The following is an 18426-nucleotide window of genomic DNA, read 5'->3' as shown; positions in this document are numbered from 1 at the left end:
CCTGGTGATCGATACCTCGCTGAACGCCTGTTCGGTGGGGCTGTTCCGCGACGGCGCTAGCGTGTTTGCCGTGTCCGAGCCCATGCAGCGCGGCCATCAGGAAGCGCTTGGACCCATGGCGGCGCGCGCCTTTGATGAGGGCGGCGTTCGTCCGCGCGATCTTACCCACATTGGTGTGACGCTTGGGCCGGGGTCGTTTACCGGTTTGCGTGTCGGTTTGTCTTTCGCCAAGGGATTGGCGGTCGGTTTGAACCTGCCGCTTCAGGGCATCGGCACGCTTGAGGCGCTCGGTCATCATCCGGAGCTGCTTGGTAAGGACCGTGTGGCGGTGATCGATGGCGGCCGCGGCCAGATCTATATCCAGGAATTTTCCACTAAGGAACAGGGACAGCCGCGCGCTGTTCAATCCGGCGAAACGGTGGGTGGCATTTTGACCGGCCCGGGCGCACATCTGCTCAGCGGCGAAGTGTTCGCGCAGGCTTACCCCACGCTCGAAGCCCTGGCGGCCCTGACGGTGGCCGGTGGTCACGACGACCTGACGCCGCTTTATATGCGCGACGCTGATGCGATTGCCTCTACGCGCGGCATTATCTCGCTGCAGGCATGATACACCGGCGCGATCAGCCACCGGCGGAGGTCGCGGATATCCATGCCCGCTGCTTTGAGCGTCCCTGGAGCGCCGGAGTCTTCGCCGATCTCGCCGCAAAACCGCATCATCGGCTTTATATCCTTGACGACGATCGACGGGTGGTCAGCTTTGTCCTGATCACGGTGGTGGCGGGCGAAGCCGAAATACTGACGCTTGCCACCGATCCGGATGCGCAGGGCAGGGGGTACGGCCGCCGGCTTCTCGAAGGCGTCATTGCCGAGCTGCGTGCCGAGGGCCATGAGAGTCTGTTTCTCGAAGTCGCGATTGATAACACAGCGGCCTTGGCGCTCTACAAGGCTTGTGGTTTCGAGCGTGCGGGCTTGCGCAAGGCCTATTACAGTCGCAATCAGGGCCCTCCGGTGGACGGGCATATACTAAGGCTTGCGCTGATTTGACGCGGGCCTTACATGTGGGGTGCTTCGCGAAGGATACGGAGGTCTCAGCTATGGACCGGATTGAAAAACAGTGCATTGAAAAAGGCATGCGTATGACGGATCAGCGCCGCGTGGTCGCGCGCGTTCTGTCGACCGCCGAGGATCATCCGGACGTCGAGGAGCTGTATCACCGCGCCCACGCCGTTGACCCGCATATCTCGCTGGCGACCGTCTATCGGACGGTGCGCCTGTTCGAAGAAGCCGGCGTTGTTGAGCGTCACGACTTTGGTGACGGCCGTTCGCGCTATGAAGAAGCCGGTAACGACCACCACGACCACCTGATCAATATCAAGACCGGCGAAGTCATCGAGTTCTTTGACGCCGAGATCGAGAAGATGAAAGAGGCCCTGGCCGAGAAGCTGGGCTACAAGCTGGTCGGGCATAAGCTGGAGCTTTATGCCGTGCCGATTGGGGAAGAAAAATGAAGGCTTGCAGGGGTCGAGAGATGCGTTCTTTGGCCCCTGCACCCCGGAAGTTGTCCAATAGAATAGCTTAAAGCCGGGCCCCTATAAGGCCCGGCTTTAAGCTATTCTCTCGAATAAGTTTCGGGGTGCAGGGGACCGTGTCCCCTGCATATCTTGAATTTTGTCCCGCAAACGCTCATAACCCCCCGATGAACCAACACGTCCGTCCGTCCAAGAAACTCCACATCAAAACCTACGGCTGTCAAATGAATGTCTACGACAGCGAGCGCATGACCGATATCCTGCGCCCGTTAGGCTATGAGGTTTCTGACACGCCGGATGGCGCCGACCTGGTCCTCCTCAACACCTGCCATATCCGCGAAAAGGCTTCCGAAAAGGTCTATTCCGAAATCGGCCGCCTGAAGGAACTGCGCGAAGAAAAGGAAGCGCGGGGCGAAGGCCGCATGACAATCGCCATCGCTGGCTGCGTCGCCCAGGCCGAGGGCCAGGAAATCATGAACCGCGCACCGGCCGTCGATCTGGTTATCGGGCCGCAAGCCTACCACCAGCTGCCGGAACTGATCGCGCGCACCCACCGCACCAAGGGCGAACGCCTGGCCGCGGATTTTGCACCCGACGCTAAGTTCGACGCCTTGACAGCCGATCGTGAAGTCACCGGCCCGACCGCCTTCCTCACCGTTCAGGAAGGCTGCGACAAGTTCTGCACCTTCTGCGTCGTCCCCTATACGCGCGGCGCCGAGTGGTCGCGCCCGGTCGAGTCGATCCTCGACGAAGCCCGCGCCCTGGCGGCCAAAGGCGTGCGCGAAATCACCCTGCTGGGCCAGAACGTCAACGCATATAATGGCTCAGGCTCGACCCTGGCCAAGCTGATGTACGCCCTGGCCGAAATTCCGGGTCTTGACCGCCTGCGCTATACGACCTCGCACCCCAACGACATGGGCGATGACCTGATCAACGCGCACCGCGACCTCTCCGCCCTGATGCCCTATCTGCACCTGCCGGTACAGTCGGGCTCGGACAAGATCCTGCGCGCCATGAACCGGAAGCATGGCCGCCAGTCCTATATCGACCTGATCGCCCGTATCAAGGACGCTCGTCCGGACCTGGCGCTTTCGGGTGACTTTATCGTCGGCTTCCCGGGCGAAACTGACAAGGACTTCGAAGACACCCTCGACCTCGTCCATCAGGTCGGCCACGCCTCGGCGTTCTCGTTCAAGTATTCGCCGCGCCCCGGCACGCCGGCGGCCTCCATGCCGAACCAGGTCGAAGCGCACGTCGCGGACGAACGCCTGCAGCGTCTCAACGCGCTGATCATCGAACAGCAGCAGGCTTTCAAGGAAAACCTGGTCGGCCAGACCCTGCCCATCCTGTTCGAAAAAAAGGGCCGCTACGGTCGCCAGGCGATCGGTCGCTCCCCATATTTGCAATCGGTCTATGTCGAAGACGCGGACCACCTCATGGGCCAGATCGTGCCGGTAAAGATCGTGGCGCTCGGCAACAACTCTCTTCAGGGCGCGCTTGAGATGCCCGCGATCGCTTGATGGCTATAACCAAAGAAGATTTCATCGCCCTGTCCGATGCCTGCGTCCTGGCCATTGTCGGACCCAGCGAACGCTACCTCGCCATGGTCGAAGGGGCGTTCAAGGTTCTGGTCGAAATGCCCGGCGGCGGCCTGATCGTCTCGGGCGATCCGCGTGCGCGCCTGAAGGCGAAGTCGGTGATCGTGGCACTTGCCGAACTGTACGACCAGGGCGTCGACATCACCGAGGTCGATGTCCGCCAGCTGATCGAACAGCCGCAGGCGAGCGAAGGCGATACCCAACCGTCGCCGCAGAACGATTCCCGCGGCACGGTCGTCATGGGCCGCCGCGGCGCCATCGCCGCCAAGACCGCCGGCCAGTCCGCCTATCTGAAAGAGCTGGCCGACAAGGACCTGGTCTTTGCCCTTGGGCCTGCGGGTTCGGGTAAGACCTTCCTGGCCGTGGCGCATGGCGTGGCGCTGCTGCTGAAGGGCCGTGTCGACAAGCTGATCATCACCCGTCCGGCTGTTGAAGCCGGTGAGCGCCTCGGTTTCCTGCCCGGCGATCTCAACGAAAAGATCGATCCTTACCTCACGCCAATCTGGGGGGCGCTTGACGATATTCTCGGCGCCCAGACCCTGGCCAAGAAGCGCGAGACCAAGGAGATCGAGGTCGCGCCCCTGGCCTATATGCGCGGCCGCACCCTGTCCTACGCCTATGTCATCATCGACGAGGCGCAGAATACGACGCGCATGCAGATGAAGATGATCCTGACCCGTCTCGGCGAAGGTTCCAAGATGGTCGTCACCGGCGATCCGTCGCAGATCGACCTGCCCAACCGCAACGATTCCGGTCTGACACACGCCATGGGGCTTCTGGGCACGCTCAAGGGCGTCGGCGTTGCCGAACTGACGGCCGAAGATATCGTGCGTCACGAACTGGTCGCGCGCATTGTTCGCGCCTATGATAACGAACACAAGAACGCTTTCGGAGCCGCCGGCTGATGGAGCCGCTTATAGATATCGAGATCGAGGACGACCGCTGGTTGGACACCCTGCCGGAGGTCAGCGAGATCGTTGAAACAGGCATCGCTGCCGCCCTGAAAGCCGCCAAGTTCAAAGAACAGGCCGATATCGTCGTCCTTCTGTGCGACGACGGCGAGATGAAGCAGTTGAACGCCGAATACCGCAACAAGGACAAGGCGACCAATGTCCTGAGCTTCCCGGCGCCCAAGTCGATGCGCGTCAAGGGTGTGCTGGAGCACCTGGGCGACATGGCGCTCGGCTACGAAACCTGCGTGCGCGAAGCGAAAGAGCAGGGCAAGCCGCTGAAAGATCACGTCATGCATCTGGCGGTCCATGGCGCCCTGCACCTGCTCGGCTTCGACCACATGAACGACGCCGAGGCCGAGACGATGGAAGCGCTTGAGCGCGACATCCTGGCGGGATTGGGCGTGCCTGATCCTTATGCTCAGGATCACGCCAATGGCTGATAGCGATCGACAGACGGGCGGTTTCAACCTGTTGTCCCTGTTCGGCTTCGGCAAGAAACCTGCCGAGCGGCTGGATGCGTCCGGCGCGGTGGTGGAAGACACGGCGGCGACCAGCGACCTGATCACGCACGCCCGCGAATTCCAGACCCTGACGGTCGCCGACGTGATGACCCCGCGCGTCGACATCATCTCGGTCGACCTGTCCGCGACGCTCGCCGATGTCGTCAGCCTGTGCGTCGAAAGCGAACATTCGCGCCTGCCCATCTATCGTGAGACGCTCGATGATCCGGTCGGTGTCCTGCACATCAAGGACGTGCTGAAATTGTTGGCGCCGGAACCTGGGCGGGCGGCGCCGAATTGGGCCGAGCCCGTCCTGCACCGCCTGCGCCGCGAAGTCCTGTACGTGCCATCGTCCATGACGGCCGCCGAGCTGTTGCTGCGCATGAAGGCCCAGCGCACGCATATGGCGCTGGTCATCGACGAGTTCGGCGGCACGGACGGTCTGGTGACCATGGAGGACCTGGTCGAGGCCGTGGTCGGCGATATCGATGATGAATACGACGAAGCCTCGGAAGAGGATATCCGCAACCTGCCGGGTGGGCAGATCGAGGCCGACGGCCGCGTCGAACTGAGCGCGCTTGAGGACAGGCTCGGCCTCGACCTAGTGCCGGCGGATTCCGAAGAGGAGGTGGATACGCTGGCGGGTCTGGTGACCATGCTGGCGGGAAGGGTTCCGCAACGCGGCGAGGTGGTTCCGTATCCCGAGGCCGGCTACGACATCGAAGTTGTCGACGCCGACGCGCGCCGCATCAAGAAGCTGCGCCTGCACAAACGCACGGCGGCGGCGGAAGACCTTCAACCCGCGGATGATTGACCGCGCGCGCGCCTGGCTTGACGGTCCCACGGCCGCCCGTCTCAGGGGCGAAATCGATCGTCTGCGCCAAAGACCCCGTATCCTGGCCGCCGCCTCGGGTATCCTGATCGCCCTGGCCCAGCCCCCGTTCGGCGTCCTGCCGGGACTTTTGGGTTACGCGCTTCTGCTGTTCGCCCTGGAGCAGGATTTCGGAGCGCGCCCGCGCCGCGATGTCTTCTTCGCCGGCTGGCTGGCTGGATTTTGCTATTTTCTGGTCAGCTGCTTCTGGGTAGCCGAGGCCTTCCTCGTCGATGCCGCCACCTATGGCTGGATGGCGCCGTTCGCCGCGACGCTCCTGCCATCCGGCATAGGGCTGTTCTGGGGGGCTTTCGCACTGCTTTACCGGCAGTTTCGCTCTGAAGGCGCGCACCGCTATCTGCTGTTCACCGGCCTGTTCTGCCTGTTCGAAGTCCTGCGCGGCACCATCCTGTCCGGCTTTCCTTGGAATCCCGCAGGTTCGACCTGGAAGGCCGGCAGCGCCATGTCGCAGATGGCCGCCTATGTCGGTGTCTACGGGTTAAGTTTTATCACCGTCCTCATCTTTTCCGCCGTGGCGGTCGTACAACCGAAAAAGGGCCTCAAAGGCTGGTGGCCGGTCCTGTTCGGCGCCGGCCTTTGGGTCACATGTTTTGCGGCAGGTGAGATGCGTCTCATGACGACCCGGATTCAATCTTCGGAACTGGTGGTGCGAGTGGTGCAACCGGCCGTAAGCCAGCGGGCGAAGTGGACGCGAGGGGCATTCGACGAGATATTCACCGACTATGTTGCGATGACGAAGGCGCCGTCGAAGCCGGGCGGAGGCGTGGTCAAATGGCCGGCCGCAACGCCTTCGGACCTGGTCGACGCGCCTTTGCGACCGGACGCGCAAGCTCCGCAGGTCGTTATCTGGCCTGAAGGCGCTCTGCCTTCGACGGCCAATGACCTGTTCGCTTCGGATTCGTGGACGGCGCCGGTTCTGTCGACCATGCTTCGCGAGAATCAGTCGCTGATCATCGGCGTGACACGCCAGGAGGCTCAGCCTGATAGTCGTTGGCTGTGGCGAAATTCCATGCTGGTGCTGCGTCAATCGGGCGACACGACGATCATTGAAGGCGCGTACGACAAATTCAAGCTTGTGCCGTTCGGCGAGTTCACGCCCGTCGCCCCCGTGCTGAACGCGCTGGGATTTAGCGCCCTTACGCACTTCGACGACAGTTTTACGCCCGGCAAACGTACAAGACCTGTGCAGTTCGCTTCCATACCACGCTTTCTGCCGCTCATCTGTTATGAGGGCATATTCCCCAGTCTGGATATGACCACCTATTCTGGTGATAATGATCCGTATCGACCGCACTGGATTGTCAACATTTCTAATGATGCATGGTTTGGTCCGACAACGGGCCCGCAACAGCATCTTAATCTTGCCAGTTATCGTGCAATAGAAGAAGGTCTCCCTATGATAAGATCAACTCCAACGGGAATATCCGTTCTGGTTGATCCCCTTGGCAGGGTAGTCGAGGGATACAGACTCGCAACAGGCGAGCGCGGCTATATGGATTCGATTATTCCCCAAAGAGTAAAGCAAACGCCGTATTCAACCCTGCGTATGCTTGTGTTCATTTTGTTGTATCTTTTCCCCTTATTTGTTTTTACATTTGATACTTTTATATGCATGATCAAGAAGGACCGAAGCGGGGTGTTTTTTGGTCGTTGTGAGTGAGCGTACTTGCGCAAACGATTTCACAGACTGTGTTCTGTTGGATTTTCAGAACATACGACGTTGATTTGCTGGCGCATTAACTAACAATGAAAAAAAAGTAGAGGCAAAGTTGGACGATAATTCAAAGACGGACCGTGGCCCAAACCCTGTAGATTTGCATGTTGGCGCCCGGGTCAGGATGAGACGTAAATTTCTGGGAATGAGTCAGGAAGGTCTTGCTGAAACCATCGATCTCACCTTTCAGCAGGTTCAGAAATACGAGCGTGGCTCCAACCGTATCAGCGCCTCGAAGCTCTATGAAATCGGTCGCGCGCTGAAGGCGCCCGTCGCCTATTTCTTTGAAGGTTATGGCCAGACGGAAGCCGTCGAGGGCTTTTCCGAATCCGAATCGGAGCAATTTGTCCATGGCTTCCTGATGACCACGGAAGGCATCGAACTGGCGGAAGCCTTTCCCCGCATCAAATCCGCTAAACTGCGCCGCCGTGTCCTTGAGCTGGTTCGCGCCCTGGCGGAAGACGACGAAAACTGACCTGCCTCTGAGGTTTATCGTACAGGTCCCGCGCACTGCGCGGGACCTGTCGTCGTGTCCGCTATACTGAACAAAACAGCTTCACACGTGGCGGAATGCGATCTAAGAGCGCCGCATGACCGAAGACAATCCCTTTTTGAATGCTCCGCTGCGCTCGTTTGGCCGCATCAAGGCGCGCACCCTGAAGCCGCGCCAGGCCGGACTATTCGACACGCTTATGCCGCGGATCGCCGTAACCGGTGACAGCCTGCCCGACATTCTCAAGGCCGACGCGCTGTGGCTGGAAATCGGCTTTGGCGGCGGCGAGCATCTGGCCGGCCAGGCGGCGCGCAATCCTGGCGTGACGCTGATCGGTTGCGAGCCGTTTCTCAACGGCGTCGGCTCGGCGCTGCGCCATATCGAGGAGCAGGGGCTGGAAAATGTCCGTATTCTGAGCGATGACGCACGTCCCCTGCTGGACAAGCTGCCCGACGCCAGCCTCGACCGCATCTTCATCCTGTTTCCCGATCCGTGGCACAAGGCGCGCCACAACAAGCGCCGTCTGATCCAGCCGGAAACCATCGCTGCCTTCGCGCGTCTTCTGAAGGATGGCGGACGTTTGCGCTTCGCCACCGACTGGGCAGGTTACGCCGACTGGACGCTGGAGCGCTTTTTGGCCAGTCCGGATTTTGACTGGCCGGCGCAGAGCCAGGCAGACTGGACCATCCCGCCCGAGGATCACTTGACGACGCGCTATGAGACCAAGGGGCTGGGCGACTGCAAACCGGTATTTCTAGACTTCGTCCGCCGCCAGCGTTGACAGGGAGCTAGCCAAGGCGGTCAAATTAAGACATGTTAACCATTGGCTTTCGGGGGAGTGGGTGATGGAGCGGCTGCACAAGGTTTCGGCGGGATTTATCTTCGCCTTTATCTGCCTGCATTTCGCCAACCATCTGGTTGGCCTGCAAGGGCAGGGCGCGCATCAGCAGTTCCTGGAAGCGGCGCGCCTGGTCTATCGCCATCCGATCGTCGAGCTGGTCCTCTTGATGGCCTTCGTCATCCAGATCATCACCGGCATCGCCCTGGCGCGGGAAATCTGGGCCAGGAAGAAGGACTTCATCCACCAGCTTCAGGCGGCGTCCGGCGCCTACATGGCCTTTTTCATCGTCGTCCATGTCGGCGGTGTGTTCATGGGGCGGCTGGTGTTCAATCTCGACACCAATTTCGACTTTGCCGCCGTTACCCTGACCAAGCCGTGGGTCTATTTCTTCCTGCCCTATTACGGCCTGGCGATCATGGCAATCTTCACCCATATCGGCTGCATCTGCTACGACATCTTCAAAAAGAGCAATATTCGCCTGGCCTGGGCGTGCCTGGTCGTGGCGGTCGGCATCGGCGCCTATGTCACTTACCTGATCCTGATGATGTATTCCGGCCGGCTCTATCCGGTGACGATCGCCGAGCCCTATGTCGAAGCCTTTGGCGGAGAGCCCACCTATTATCTTGCTCCGGAAGAATCCGCGCCGGTGGCGGCAGAGACGGCCCAGCCGGAGGCGGATGCCGCGACTTCCCAAAACTGACCCTGTCAGATTAGGCTTGGCATTCCGACAGGATAGGCCTATATAGGCCTCACATCGTCCGATTGCCGAAAGGCTTCGGCGGCGGCCCGGACGGGACCGCCGCTTTTTTGTTACCTGAACAGACCTCTACCGTGCGCGCCAAGACCACTGAAGACCGCAAGCTGATCGAGATTTTCGACCCCATCGCCGAGACGCTGGGGCTGAACATCGTGCGTATTCGCCTGATGGGTTCGAACAAGCCGGGTGGGGCACGCCGTCTGCAAATCATGGCCGAGCGCAAGCGCGACGGCGATATCAATGTCAATGAATGTGCCCGCCTGTCGCGCGCAATCTCGGCCTATATCGACGAGAGCGATCCGATCTCGGGTGAATATATCCTCGAAGTCTCGTCGCCCGGCATCGACCGGCCGCTGACCCGCCTCGAGGACTTCGAGACCTATGAGGGCTATGAGGCCCGCCTCGAACTCGACCGCCTGGCCGAAGGCCGCAAGCGCTTCCGCGGCGTTCTGGCCGGCATCGAGGACGATCACGTCGCGATCAATCTGGAAGGCGACGAAGACACGGCGATGATCCCCTTTGCCTGGATCATCGACGCCAAGCTGGTTCTTACCGATGAGCTGATGAAGAAGGGCGCGGAAAAGCGCGCCGCTCAAGGCGATCTGGAAGACGAGGACGAAGAGGATTTCGGCGACGACGCCTTCGATGATGATGAAGACTTCGAAGACGATGACGCCGCAAACGACGACGAAGAGGAAGAGGACACCCACCGATGAGCTTCACCGGGATTAGCGCCAACCGCCAGGAACTGCTGCAGATCGCAGAGGCCGTCGCGCGTGAAAAGTCGATCGACAAGACCGTGGTCATCGCCTCCATCGAGGAAGCGATCCAGAAGGCCGCGCGCAACCGTTACGGCGCCGACCACGACATCCGCGTCCACATCGATGCCCGTTCGGGTGAAATGACGATCACGCGTCACGTCACCGTCGTGAACGATGAAGAACTCGAAAACGAATACGCCCAGCGCTCGCTGACCGAAGCGCTGCGCGGCGACAAGGAAGCCTTTGTCGGCAAGGAATATGTCGAGACCCTGCCGCCGTTCGAGCTGGGCCGCGTCCAGACGCAGATGGCCCGCCAGGTCGTGACGCACAAGGTTCGCGAAGCCGAGCGCGAGCGCCAGTACGACGAGTTCAAGGACCGCGTCGGCGAAATCGTCAACGGCACGGTGCGCCGTGTCGAATATGGCAATGTCATCGTCGATCTCGGCCGTGGCGAAGGCATCATGCGCCGCGATCAGTCGATCCCGCGCGAAGCCTTCCAGGTCAACGACCGCATCCGCGCCTACATCTACGATGTCCGCCGCGAAACCAAGGGTCCGCAGATCATGCTGAGCCGCGCTCATGGCGGCTTCATGGCCAAGCTGTTCGCGCAGGAAGTGCCGGAAATCTACGACGGCGTCATCGAAATCAAGTCGGTGGCCCGCGACCCGGGGTCGCGCGCCAAGATGGCCGTCCTGTCCAACGACAGCTCGATCGACCCGGTCGGGGCCTGCGTCGGTATGCGCGGTTCGCGCGTCCAGGCGGTCGTCGCCGAAATGCAGGGCGAAAAGATCGACATCATCCAGTGGTCGCCGGACGAAGCCACCTTCATCGTCAACGCCCTGGCCCCGGCCGAAGTGTCGAAGGTCGTGCTTGACGAAGAAGAAGACCGCGTCGAAGTCGTAGTGCCGGACGAACAGCTGTCGCTGGCCATCGGCCGCCGCGGCCAGAACGTCCGCCTGGCCTCGCAGCTGACCGGCTGGCAGGTCGACATCATCACCGAAGCGCAGGACTCCGAGCGCCGCCAGAAGGAATTCGCCGAACGCACCGCCCTGTTCCAGGAAGCACTCGACGTCGATGAAGTCATCGCCCAGCTGCTGGTCACCGAAGGCTTTACCTCGGTCGAGGACCTGGCCTATGTCGACGAGAACGAAATCGCCGCCATCGAAGGCTTCGACGAAGACACCGCCCAGGAGCTGCAGGCCCGTGCGCGCGACTTCCTGGAAAAGGAAGCCGCCGAGCAGGACGCCAAGCGCCGCGAGCTGGGCGTCGAGGACGATGTCCTGAGCCTGCCGGGCGTGACTCTGGCCTGGGCCGTGGCTTTGGGCGAAGCCGGCGTCAAGTCGGTCGAGGACGTGGCGGATCTGGCCACCGACGAAGTCCGTGGCGGCTTCGAGCAGCGCGATGGCGAACGCGTCCGCATTCCGGGTGCGCTCGAAAGCTTCAACCTGTCGGTTCAGGATGCCGAAAACCTGATCCTTAACGCCCGCATCGCGCTGGGTTGGATCGACGCGCCGGCGGCTGAAGAAGACGAAGCGGCCGAAGGCGATTTTGCTGAGGAGGGCGCTGATGTCGCCACAGCAGAACAATGAGGCCGCGCCGCTAACCGAAACCGACGCCACCTCCGCTTCTCCAATTCTTACTGAAGAAGAGACAGCGGAGACCGGCATCCTGTGTGAAACGCCGTCGGGCCGGTTGCCGGTCCAGCGGCGCGATGTCGCGTCCGGTGAAAGCCTTGATACGGGCAGCATGATCCGTTTCGTTGTCTCGCCGGACGGCATTCTTGTGCCTGACGTGTCGCATAAGCTGCCCGGGCGCGGAATCTGGCTCCGATCCGAACGCGGGGGTCTTGAAATCGCGCTCCGCAGGAACATATTCTCGAAAGCGGCAAAGCGTCAGGTCAAGGCCGATCCCGGCCTGGTCGATCAGGTGCATGGCCTCCTGCGCCGCCGCTGCCTGGACCTGCTGGGACTGGCGCGCCGCGAAGGCCTCCTGATCAGCGGGTATGAAAAAATTCTCGGCAACGTAAAGGCGGGCAAACTCGCCTGGCTGGTTGAGGCGACGGACGGTTCGGCCGATGGCCGCAACCGCATCCTGGCGGCCAATCGGGCGGCGCAAGGCAAGGCGAAAATCTGCGGTTGTTTCGACAACTCGGATTTGAGTTTGGCTTTAGGGCTGGAAAATGCCATACACGTTGCACTCCTGCCGGGGCGGCGCATGGAACGCTGGTCCTCGGAGATGAAGCGGCTGTCCGGATTTGAGCCCCTGGTTCCCGTTGCGTGGGAGGGGCCTGGCGGACCGGACGGGTGACGGCGTCCACGAGCTTTAGACATTTTCAAGGTTCGGCAAAAAAGACCGGCCAGTGAAAAATCTACGAAATATTTGTCAAATCGGAAGGTTCGCATCTGGCGGACTTCGCAAGGGTTAAGTAAAGCAAGCCGCATGAGCGACACTAAAGACGACAAGACCAACGACCAGAACCGCGAGGGCCGCACCCCGCTCACTCTGAAGCCGCGCGTGGGCGGCAATGTTTCGACGGGCACCGTGAAGCAGAGCTTCAGCCACGGCCGGTCGAAGACGGTGGTGGTCGAAACCAAGCGCCGCATCGGCACGCCGCCGGCGGGCGCTCCGGGCGCACCCGCCCGCCCGTCGCACGACACCAATCTGGCCCGCCCCGCCCCGGCTGCGCCGAATGCGCCGCGTCCGCAATCGTCCGCGCCGCAACAGCAGCGTCCGTCGGGTCCCGGCGGCTTGCGCCAGGAAGAGCAGGATGCCCGCCAGCGCGCCATCCAGGCCGCCCTGGCTGAACAGCAGCGCCGCGATGCTGAAGCCCAGGCCGCTGCCGCGCGTGCCGCGGCGCAAGCCGCCGCCGCGCAAGCCGCTGCCCGCCCCGAGCCTGTAGCCGAAGCGCCGAAGCCGGTCGTCGAAACCGCGCCCGCGCCGCAGGCTGCGGCTCCGCAACCGGCGCCTCAAGCCGCACCGGCAGTGCCTCAGGCGCGTGAAGCGGCGCCGCAACGCGACAACCCGCCGCAATTCCGCAACGAACGTGCACCGCGTTATGACCAGCGCGCCCCGCGCGAAGGTTACCAGGCGCGTGACGGTCAGCGCGATGGTCAACGCAGTGAGGGTCGCCCGTCCTATCCGCCCCGCGATGGACAGCGTGAGGGTCAACGCGACGGCCAGCGTTCGGATTTCCGTCCGCGCGACGGTCAACCCGCCCGTGATGGTCAACGCAGTGATGGCCGCCCGTCCTATCCGCCCCGCGATGGCAATCGCGACGGCCCCCGCAGCGACAGCCGTCCGCCGCGTGATCCGAACCGCCCTTACACACCGCGCGATCCGAATGCACCGCGTCCGCCGCGTGATCCGAACCGTCCCTACACGCCACGCGACCCCAATGCGCCGCGTCCGCCCCGCGAAGGCGGTGAGCGCAGCGAAACCGTCCGTTACAGCGCCAATTCCCCTCGCCCGCCCCGTATGGGTGGTGGCGGTGTATCCGCCAATGCGCCGGCGACCCCTGAGGTTGATCGTATCCGTTCCAGCCGTGGCACGGCCGGTCCCGTCAAGACGACCCGTGACGACGACGATCGCGGTGGCCGCGGTCCCGCCGGCTCGCGCAGCAAGGCCGGCGCACCGGTCAAGGCTGTGTCGCAGACGCGTGGCGAACCCAAGCGCCGCGAAGGCCGCCTAACCCTGCAAGCCGTGGTCGGAGACGACGAGGGCGCCGCCGACCGCATGCGTTCGCTGGCCTCGGTCCGCCGGGCGCGTGAACGTGAACGTGAAAAGCGCAAGGGCAGCCAGGTCGAACAGGCCCGCGTCTCGCGCGAAGTTGTCATCCCCGACGTCATCACGGTCCAGGAACTGTCCAACCGTATGGCCGTCCGCGCCGTCGACATCATCAAGATGCTGATGAAGCAGGGCATGATGCTGAAGATCAACGACGTGATCGATACCGACACCGCCGAACTGGTGGCTTCGGAATTCGGCCACACCGTCAAGCGCGTGTCGGAATCCGACGTCGAAGAAGGCTTTATCTCGGCCGCCGACGACGAAGGCGATACCGTGCCGCGTCCGCCGGTCGTGGCCGTCATGGGTCACGTCGACCACGGCAAGACCTCGCTGCTTGACGCCCTGCGCAAGACCGACACGGCGGCCGGCGAAGCGGGTGGCATCACCCAGCACATCGGCGCCTACCAGGTCCGCGTGCCGTCGGGCGAAAAGGTCACCTTCCTCGACACGCCGGGCCACGCCGCCTTCTCGGCCATGCGCGCCCGCGGCGCCAATGTCACCGACATCGTCGTGCTGGTCGTGGCCGCCGATGACGGCGTCATGCCGCAGACGGTCGAAGCCATCAACCACGCCCGCGCCGCCAAGACGCCGATCATCGTCGCCGTCAACAAGATCGACAAGCCCGGCGCCAAGCCGCAGAACATCATCAATGAGCTTCTGCAGCACGAAATCGTCGTGGAATCGCTGGGCGGTGAAACCCAGGTCGTCGAGGTCTCGGCCAAGACTGGCCAGGGCCTGGACAGCCTGATCGAGGCCATCCTGCTCCAATCGGAAGTCCTCGACCTGCGCGCCAATCCGGACCGTACCGCCGAAGGCGTGGTCATCGAAGCCAAGCTCGACAAGGGCCGTGGTCCGGTGGCGACCGTCCTGGTCAAGCGCGGTACGCTGAAGCGCGGCGATATTGTTGTTGCTGGCTCCAGCTTCGGCCGTGTCCGCGCGCTGATCAACGAGCGCAACGAACAGCTTCCGGAAGCCGGTCCGTCGGAACCCGTGGAAATCCTGGGCCTCGACGAAGCCCCGAGCCCTGGTGACGCCTTCGCCGTGGTCGAAAACGAGGCGCGTGCCCGCGAAATTACCGATTATCGCGAACGCGTCCGCCGCGAAAAGACCCTGGCTCCCGTGGGCGCTGTATCGCTGACCGACATGATGTCGAAGCTGGCCGACAAGAAGGTCAAGGAGCTTCAGCTCATCATCAAGGCGGACGTGCAAGGCTCGGCCGAAGCCATCATCGGCTCGCTGGAGAAGGTCGGCAACGAGGAGGTCCGTGCACGGATCATTCACTCGGGCGCCGGCGCCATCACCGAGTCCGACGTCCAGCTGGCCAAGGGTTCCAACTCGCCGATCATCGGCTTCAACGTCCGCGCCTCCAAGCAGGCGCGTGACCTGGCCGAACGCGAAGGCGTGGAAATCCGCTACTACGCGATCATCTATGACCTGATCGACGACATCAAGGGCGTGCTGTCCGGCATGCTGGCGCCGATCCAGCGCGAAACCTTCCTCGGCAATGCCGAAGTGCTGGAAGTCTTCGACATCACCAAGGTCGGCAAGGTCGCCGGCTGCCGTGTCACCGAAGGCCGCGTGGAAAAGGGCGCTCGCGTCCGTATCCTGCGCGACAACGTCGTCATCCAGGAAATGGGCGTCCTATCGACGCTCAAGCGCTTCAAGGACGAGGTCAACTCGGTGGTTGTGGGCCAGGAATGCGGTATGGCGTTCAATGGCTTCCAGGACCTCAAGCCCGGCGACTTTATCGAGTGCTTCACAGTCGAAGAGATCAAACGCACGCTGTAAAATTTGCAGAGTTTTCGGCCCGGGTTATCCCGGGCCGAATGCTTTTTAGGGCTACGCAATGATACCGGACGAGGATTTCAGGGGCGCCAAGATCGCCGTGATCCATGACAATGCCCTCTTGGCCTATCTGCGCGACGACAAGCCGGACATTCCATTTCCGGCCATGTGGGATTTGCCAGGCGGCGGCCGCGAGGACAATGAAACGCCGTTGGAATGCGCGTTGCGCGAGACCGAGGAAGAGTTCGGCGTCCGTATCCCGCACGGCCGTATCGTCTGGGAAAAGCGCTATCTGGGGCACAACCCCGAAGGCCTGCCCTTCTACTTCTTTGTCGCACAGCTTCCCGATGGTTTCGGCGATGTCCGCTTCGGTGACGAAGGTCAGTACTGGCAGGTCATGGCGGTTGCCGACTTCCTCGATCACCCTGAGGCGATCCCGCATCTGAAGGCGCGTCTGCGCGACTATCTCGACGGAATAGTCAGCGATTAAAACCTTAGACTTTGGTAGAGTTTTGCTGGTATAGGCGACGGCCCACAGTTTGCAGACTGGCCCGTCTTATGCTCGACTCGACCCAATTCGACCCTTCGCACCACGTCCTGATCATTAAGTGCCCGGATACGCGCGGTATCGTCGCGGCCGTGTCGGGCTATCTGAACGACAACGACATCTCGATCGTCGAATCGAACCAGTTCAACGATGCGCAGGGCGATATCTTCTATGTCCGTGTCGTCTTCCGCCAGGCGGGTCCCAAGATGCCGCCGATGGCGACCTTGCGCGATGGCTTCAAGCCGATCGCTCATCGCTTTGCCATGGACTGGGACATCTTCAACCTGTCGCGCAAGCCAAAGGTGCTGATCGCGGTCTCGAAGTTCGGCCATTGCCTGTACGAACTGCTGCACCGCTGGCGTTCGGGCCTGTTGCCGGTCGATATCGCCTGCGTCATGTCGAACCACGAAGACATGCGCTCCTTCGTCGAATGGAATGGCGTGCCCTATGTCCACCTGCCGGTGAATAAGGACAACAAGGCCGAGCAGGAGGCACAGTTCCTGGGCCTGATCGACCAGTATCAGGCCGACCTCGTCGTGCTGGCGCGCTACATGCAGATCCTGTCGGACGACCTGGCGCGCAAGCTGGAAGGCCGCTGCATCAACATCCACCATTCCTTCCTGCCGAGCTTCAAGGGCGCCAAGCCGTACCATCAGGCGCACCAGCGCGGCGTGAAGATCATCGGCGCGACGGCGCACTATGTGACGTCGGATCTCGACGAAGGCCCGATCATCGAACAGGACGTCCAGCGCGTCCACCATGGCCATACGCCGGAACAGCTCGTCGCCATCGGTCAGGACATCGAAGCGCGCGTGCTGGCGCGTGCGGTTACGTGGCATTCGGAGCGCCGCGTGATCATCAATGGCGGAAAAACGATCGTTTTTAATTGATCGCCTTAAGTCCCATCTCCCCGCTTGCGGGGAGAGGGTAGGCGCGGGGCGGCGAGCCTGAGGGGCTCATCGGAAGAGTATACGCGGACGGAAGGTTTTATTACCACTCATGCGGTTGAGCCCTTTTTCTTCACAAACGGCACGTTTAGCGTCAGATAGGTCGCGGCGCGCCACAGCCATTCGACAGGGCCGTAGACGAAGCCCTTGAACCACAGGTGGGCGAAAACGACCTGTGCCGCAAAAGCCCCCAGCCCGATCAGCACGGCTTCGCTTTGCGTCATGGTTGCGTGCAGCCCCAGGCCAAAGCTGTAAAAGACCGGCACGAAGATCAGCGATTGCAGCAGATACAGGCTGAGGGTCATGCGGCCGGCCGGGGCCAGCACGTTCAGCGCCTTGCCCGCAAAGCTGTAGTAGAGCGCGGTAAAGCCGAAGAAGAGGCTGAACATGACGCTGAGGTCGAACCAGCCCGACACCATCGATCCCCACAGGGCGCGCGGCATGATGAGCGTATCCGAAGCCGGCATTAAATTGGTCAGCATGTCCTTCGTGTGCCAAAGGCCCAGGGCGGTAACGAGCGCGACGACAAAGCCGATGACGCGCGTCCTGCCGAAGGTTTCCGGCGCGCCGAAGAATCGGATACGGCCCAGGACCATGCCGATCAGCGACAGGCCGAGGATCTGGCTGAGCCGGCCGGATTCATACATGAAGGCCCACTTGAACGGATGGCCATCGACCCAGTTCATGCGGATGGTTTCCATCAGGCTCTTGCCGGTCAGGTAGGCTTCGGGAACCTTGCCGCCCCAGTAGTAGAAGGGCTGGTTAGCCCACGCCGCGCCGCTCAGCGCGCTGACGGCCTGGAAAATCATGATGGGCTGGAGCAGGAACAGCGCGCCCAGCGCCAGGATCAGGGCATTGGACTTCACGCGATAGAAGGGGACGAGCAGCAGTCCCATGACCGCCAGCACTTCCAGGATATCGCCGCGATACCACAGGCCGTGGATCAGGCCGATAATGCCGAGTACCACGAGCCGCCAAACGAAGCGGCCAGTGAAATCCTTACCCTTGTTCGCCGAGCGGTCCATGATGATGAAGAAAGACACACCGAAACACATGGCCAGCAGGGCGAAGGCCTTGCCGGCGAAGACGGTGAAGACCGCATCGTGCCACAGGAGCTGGACCGGGTCGGTGACCGGGTGCGCCCAGTAGAGCTCGAACAGCTCCGGCATATGCACGATGAACAGGCCGAAAAGCGCGAAGCCACGCAGAGCATCCAGCCCTTCCATGCGCGGCACGAAGTCGATTTTTTGAGCAGCCATGAAGGCCCCCTCCCATTTTGCTGCAGCGTTCCTGTACATCCTTACAGGCGTTGCTTGTCATGTT

The 18426-nt window shown here is 61.9% G+C and carries 18 protein-coding genes; 17 read left to right on the top strand and 1 reads right to left on the bottom strand.

Annotation, left to right across the window (positions count from 1 at the left end; genetic code table 11):
- Positions 1–4 precede the first annotated feature (4 nt).
- The 17 genes from tsaB to purU all read left to right on the top strand — a co-directional run bounded on the left by tsaB (position 5) and on the right by purU (position 17046).
- Positions 5–607 (top strand): tRNA (adenosine(37)-N6)-threonylcarbamoyltransferase complex dimerization subunit type 1 TsaB, encoded by a 603-nt coding sequence (tsaB, locus tag J2X24_RS12175; protein WP_310003582.1) that lies wholly within the window; start codon positions 5–7, stop codon positions 605–607.
- A complete protein-coding gene (gene rimI, locus J2X24_RS12170) occupies positions 604–1044 on the top strand; it encodes a ribosomal protein S18-alanine N-acetyltransferase (RefSeq protein WP_209721710.1) in 441 nt (146 codons plus the stop codon). The genes tsaB and rimI overlap by 4 nt, the downstream gene beginning before the upstream one ends.
- 50 nt (positions 1045–1094) lie before the next feature.
- Positions 1095–1508, top strand: coding sequence for a Fur family transcriptional regulator (locus J2X24_RS12165; RefSeq protein ID WP_209721707.1), 414 nt, complete (start codon positions 1095–1097; stop codon positions 1506–1508).
- Between the two features lie 188 nt (positions 1509–1696).
- Entirely contained in the window at positions 1697–3049 is a 1353-nt protein-coding gene (gene miaB / locus J2X24_RS12160; RefSeq protein WP_209721704.1) for a tRNA (N6-isopentenyl adenosine(37)-C2)-methylthiotransferase MiaB, read from the top strand.
- A complete protein-coding gene (locus J2X24_RS12155; protein WP_209721701.1) occupies positions 3049–4032 on the top strand; it encodes a PhoH family protein in 984 nt (327 codons plus the stop codon). The genes miaB and J2X24_RS12155 overlap by 1 nt, the downstream gene beginning before the upstream one ends.
- Positions 4032–4520 carry an rRNA maturation RNase YbeY gene (gene ybeY, locus J2X24_RS12150; protein ID WP_209721698.1) on the top strand — a complete coding sequence of 163 codons (489 nt, stop codon included), beginning with the start codon at positions 4032–4034 and terminating at the stop codon, positions 4518–4520. Before J2X24_RS12155 ends, ybeY begins: the two co-directional genes overlap by 1 nt.
- Entirely contained in the window at positions 4513–5394 is an 882-nt protein-coding gene (locus tag J2X24_RS12145) for a hemolysin family protein (RefSeq protein WP_209721695.1), read from the top strand. Before ybeY ends, J2X24_RS12145 begins: the two co-directional genes overlap by 8 nt.
- Complete coding sequence (gene lnt, locus J2X24_RS12140) at positions 5387–7132, top strand: apolipoprotein N-acyltransferase (protein WP_209721692.1); 1746 nt, start codon at positions 5387–5389, stop codon at positions 7130–7132. Before J2X24_RS12145 ends, lnt begins: the two co-directional genes overlap by 8 nt.
- A gap of 109 nt (positions 7133–7241) precedes the next feature.
- Positions 7242–7661: a helix-turn-helix domain-containing protein gene (locus J2X24_RS12135; protein ID WP_209721689.1), complete on the top strand. Its 420-nt coding sequence runs from the start codon at positions 7242–7244 to the stop codon at positions 7659–7661.
- Between the two features lie 115 nt (positions 7662–7776).
- Positions 7777–8460 carry a tRNA (guanosine(46)-N7)-methyltransferase TrmB gene (gene trmB / locus J2X24_RS12130; protein WP_209721686.1) on the top strand — a complete coding sequence of 228 codons (684 nt, stop codon included), beginning with the start codon at positions 7777–7779 and terminating at the stop codon, positions 8458–8460.
- A 64-nt stretch (positions 8461–8524) separates the two neighbouring features.
- Positions 8525–9220, top strand: coding sequence for a DUF4405 domain-containing protein (locus J2X24_RS12125; RefSeq protein ID WP_209721683.1), 696 nt, complete (start codon positions 8525–8527; stop codon positions 9218–9220).
- A gap of 131 nt (positions 9221–9351) precedes the next feature.
- The gene (gene rimP, locus J2X24_RS12120) at positions 9352–9993 is read left to right on the top strand and encodes a ribosome maturation factor RimP (RefSeq protein WP_209721680.1); all 642 of its coding nucleotides are present in this window, start codon (positions 9352–9354) and stop codon (positions 9991–9993) included.
- Positions 9990–11627, top strand: coding sequence for a transcription termination factor NusA (nusA, locus tag J2X24_RS12115; protein WP_209721677.1), 1638 nt, complete (start codon positions 9990–9992; stop codon positions 11625–11627). The genes rimP and nusA overlap by 4 nt, the downstream gene beginning before the upstream one ends.
- Positions 11605–12345 carry an RNA-binding protein gene (locus tag J2X24_RS12110; protein ID WP_209721674.1) on the top strand — a complete coding sequence of 247 codons (741 nt, stop codon included), beginning with the start codon at positions 11605–11607 and terminating at the stop codon, positions 12343–12345. Before nusA ends, J2X24_RS12110 begins: the two co-directional genes overlap by 23 nt.
- 132 nt (positions 12346–12477) lie before the next feature.
- On the top strand, positions 12478–15612 hold the full coding sequence (infB, locus tag J2X24_RS12105; RefSeq protein WP_209721671.1) for a translation initiation factor IF-2: 3135 nt from the start codon (positions 12478–12480) through the stop codon (positions 15610–15612).
- Positions 15613–15670: 58 nt separating this feature from the next.
- Positions 15671–16099, top strand: coding sequence for an NUDIX hydrolase (locus tag J2X24_RS12100; RefSeq protein ID WP_209721668.1), 429 nt, complete (start codon positions 15671–15673; stop codon positions 16097–16099).
- A gap of 68 nt (positions 16100–16167) precedes the next feature.
- Positions 16168–17046: a formyltetrahydrofolate deformylase gene (gene purU / locus J2X24_RS12095; protein ID WP_209721665.1), complete on the top strand. Its 879-nt coding sequence runs from the start codon at positions 16168–16170 to the stop codon at positions 17044–17046.
- A gap of 107 nt (positions 17047–17153) precedes the next feature.
- Here the strand turns inward: purU and J2X24_RS12090 are convergent, their stop codons facing one another.
- A complete protein-coding gene (locus J2X24_RS12090) occupies positions 17154–18362 on the bottom strand; it encodes a DUF418 domain-containing protein (RefSeq protein ID WP_245344649.1) in 1209 nt (402 codons plus the stop codon).
- Between the last annotated feature and the right edge of the window lie 64 nt (positions 18363–18426).

Origin of the sequence: Asticcacaulis solisilvae (genome assembly GCF_017875235.1) — a bacterium.
Classification (GTDB): domain Bacteria; phylum Pseudomonadota; class Alphaproteobacteria; order Caulobacterales; family Caulobacteraceae; genus Asticcacaulis; species Asticcacaulis solisilvae_A.
The sequence above is the reverse complement of the archived record's forward strand: the minus strand, read 5'-3'. Positions and strand labels throughout refer to the sequence as shown.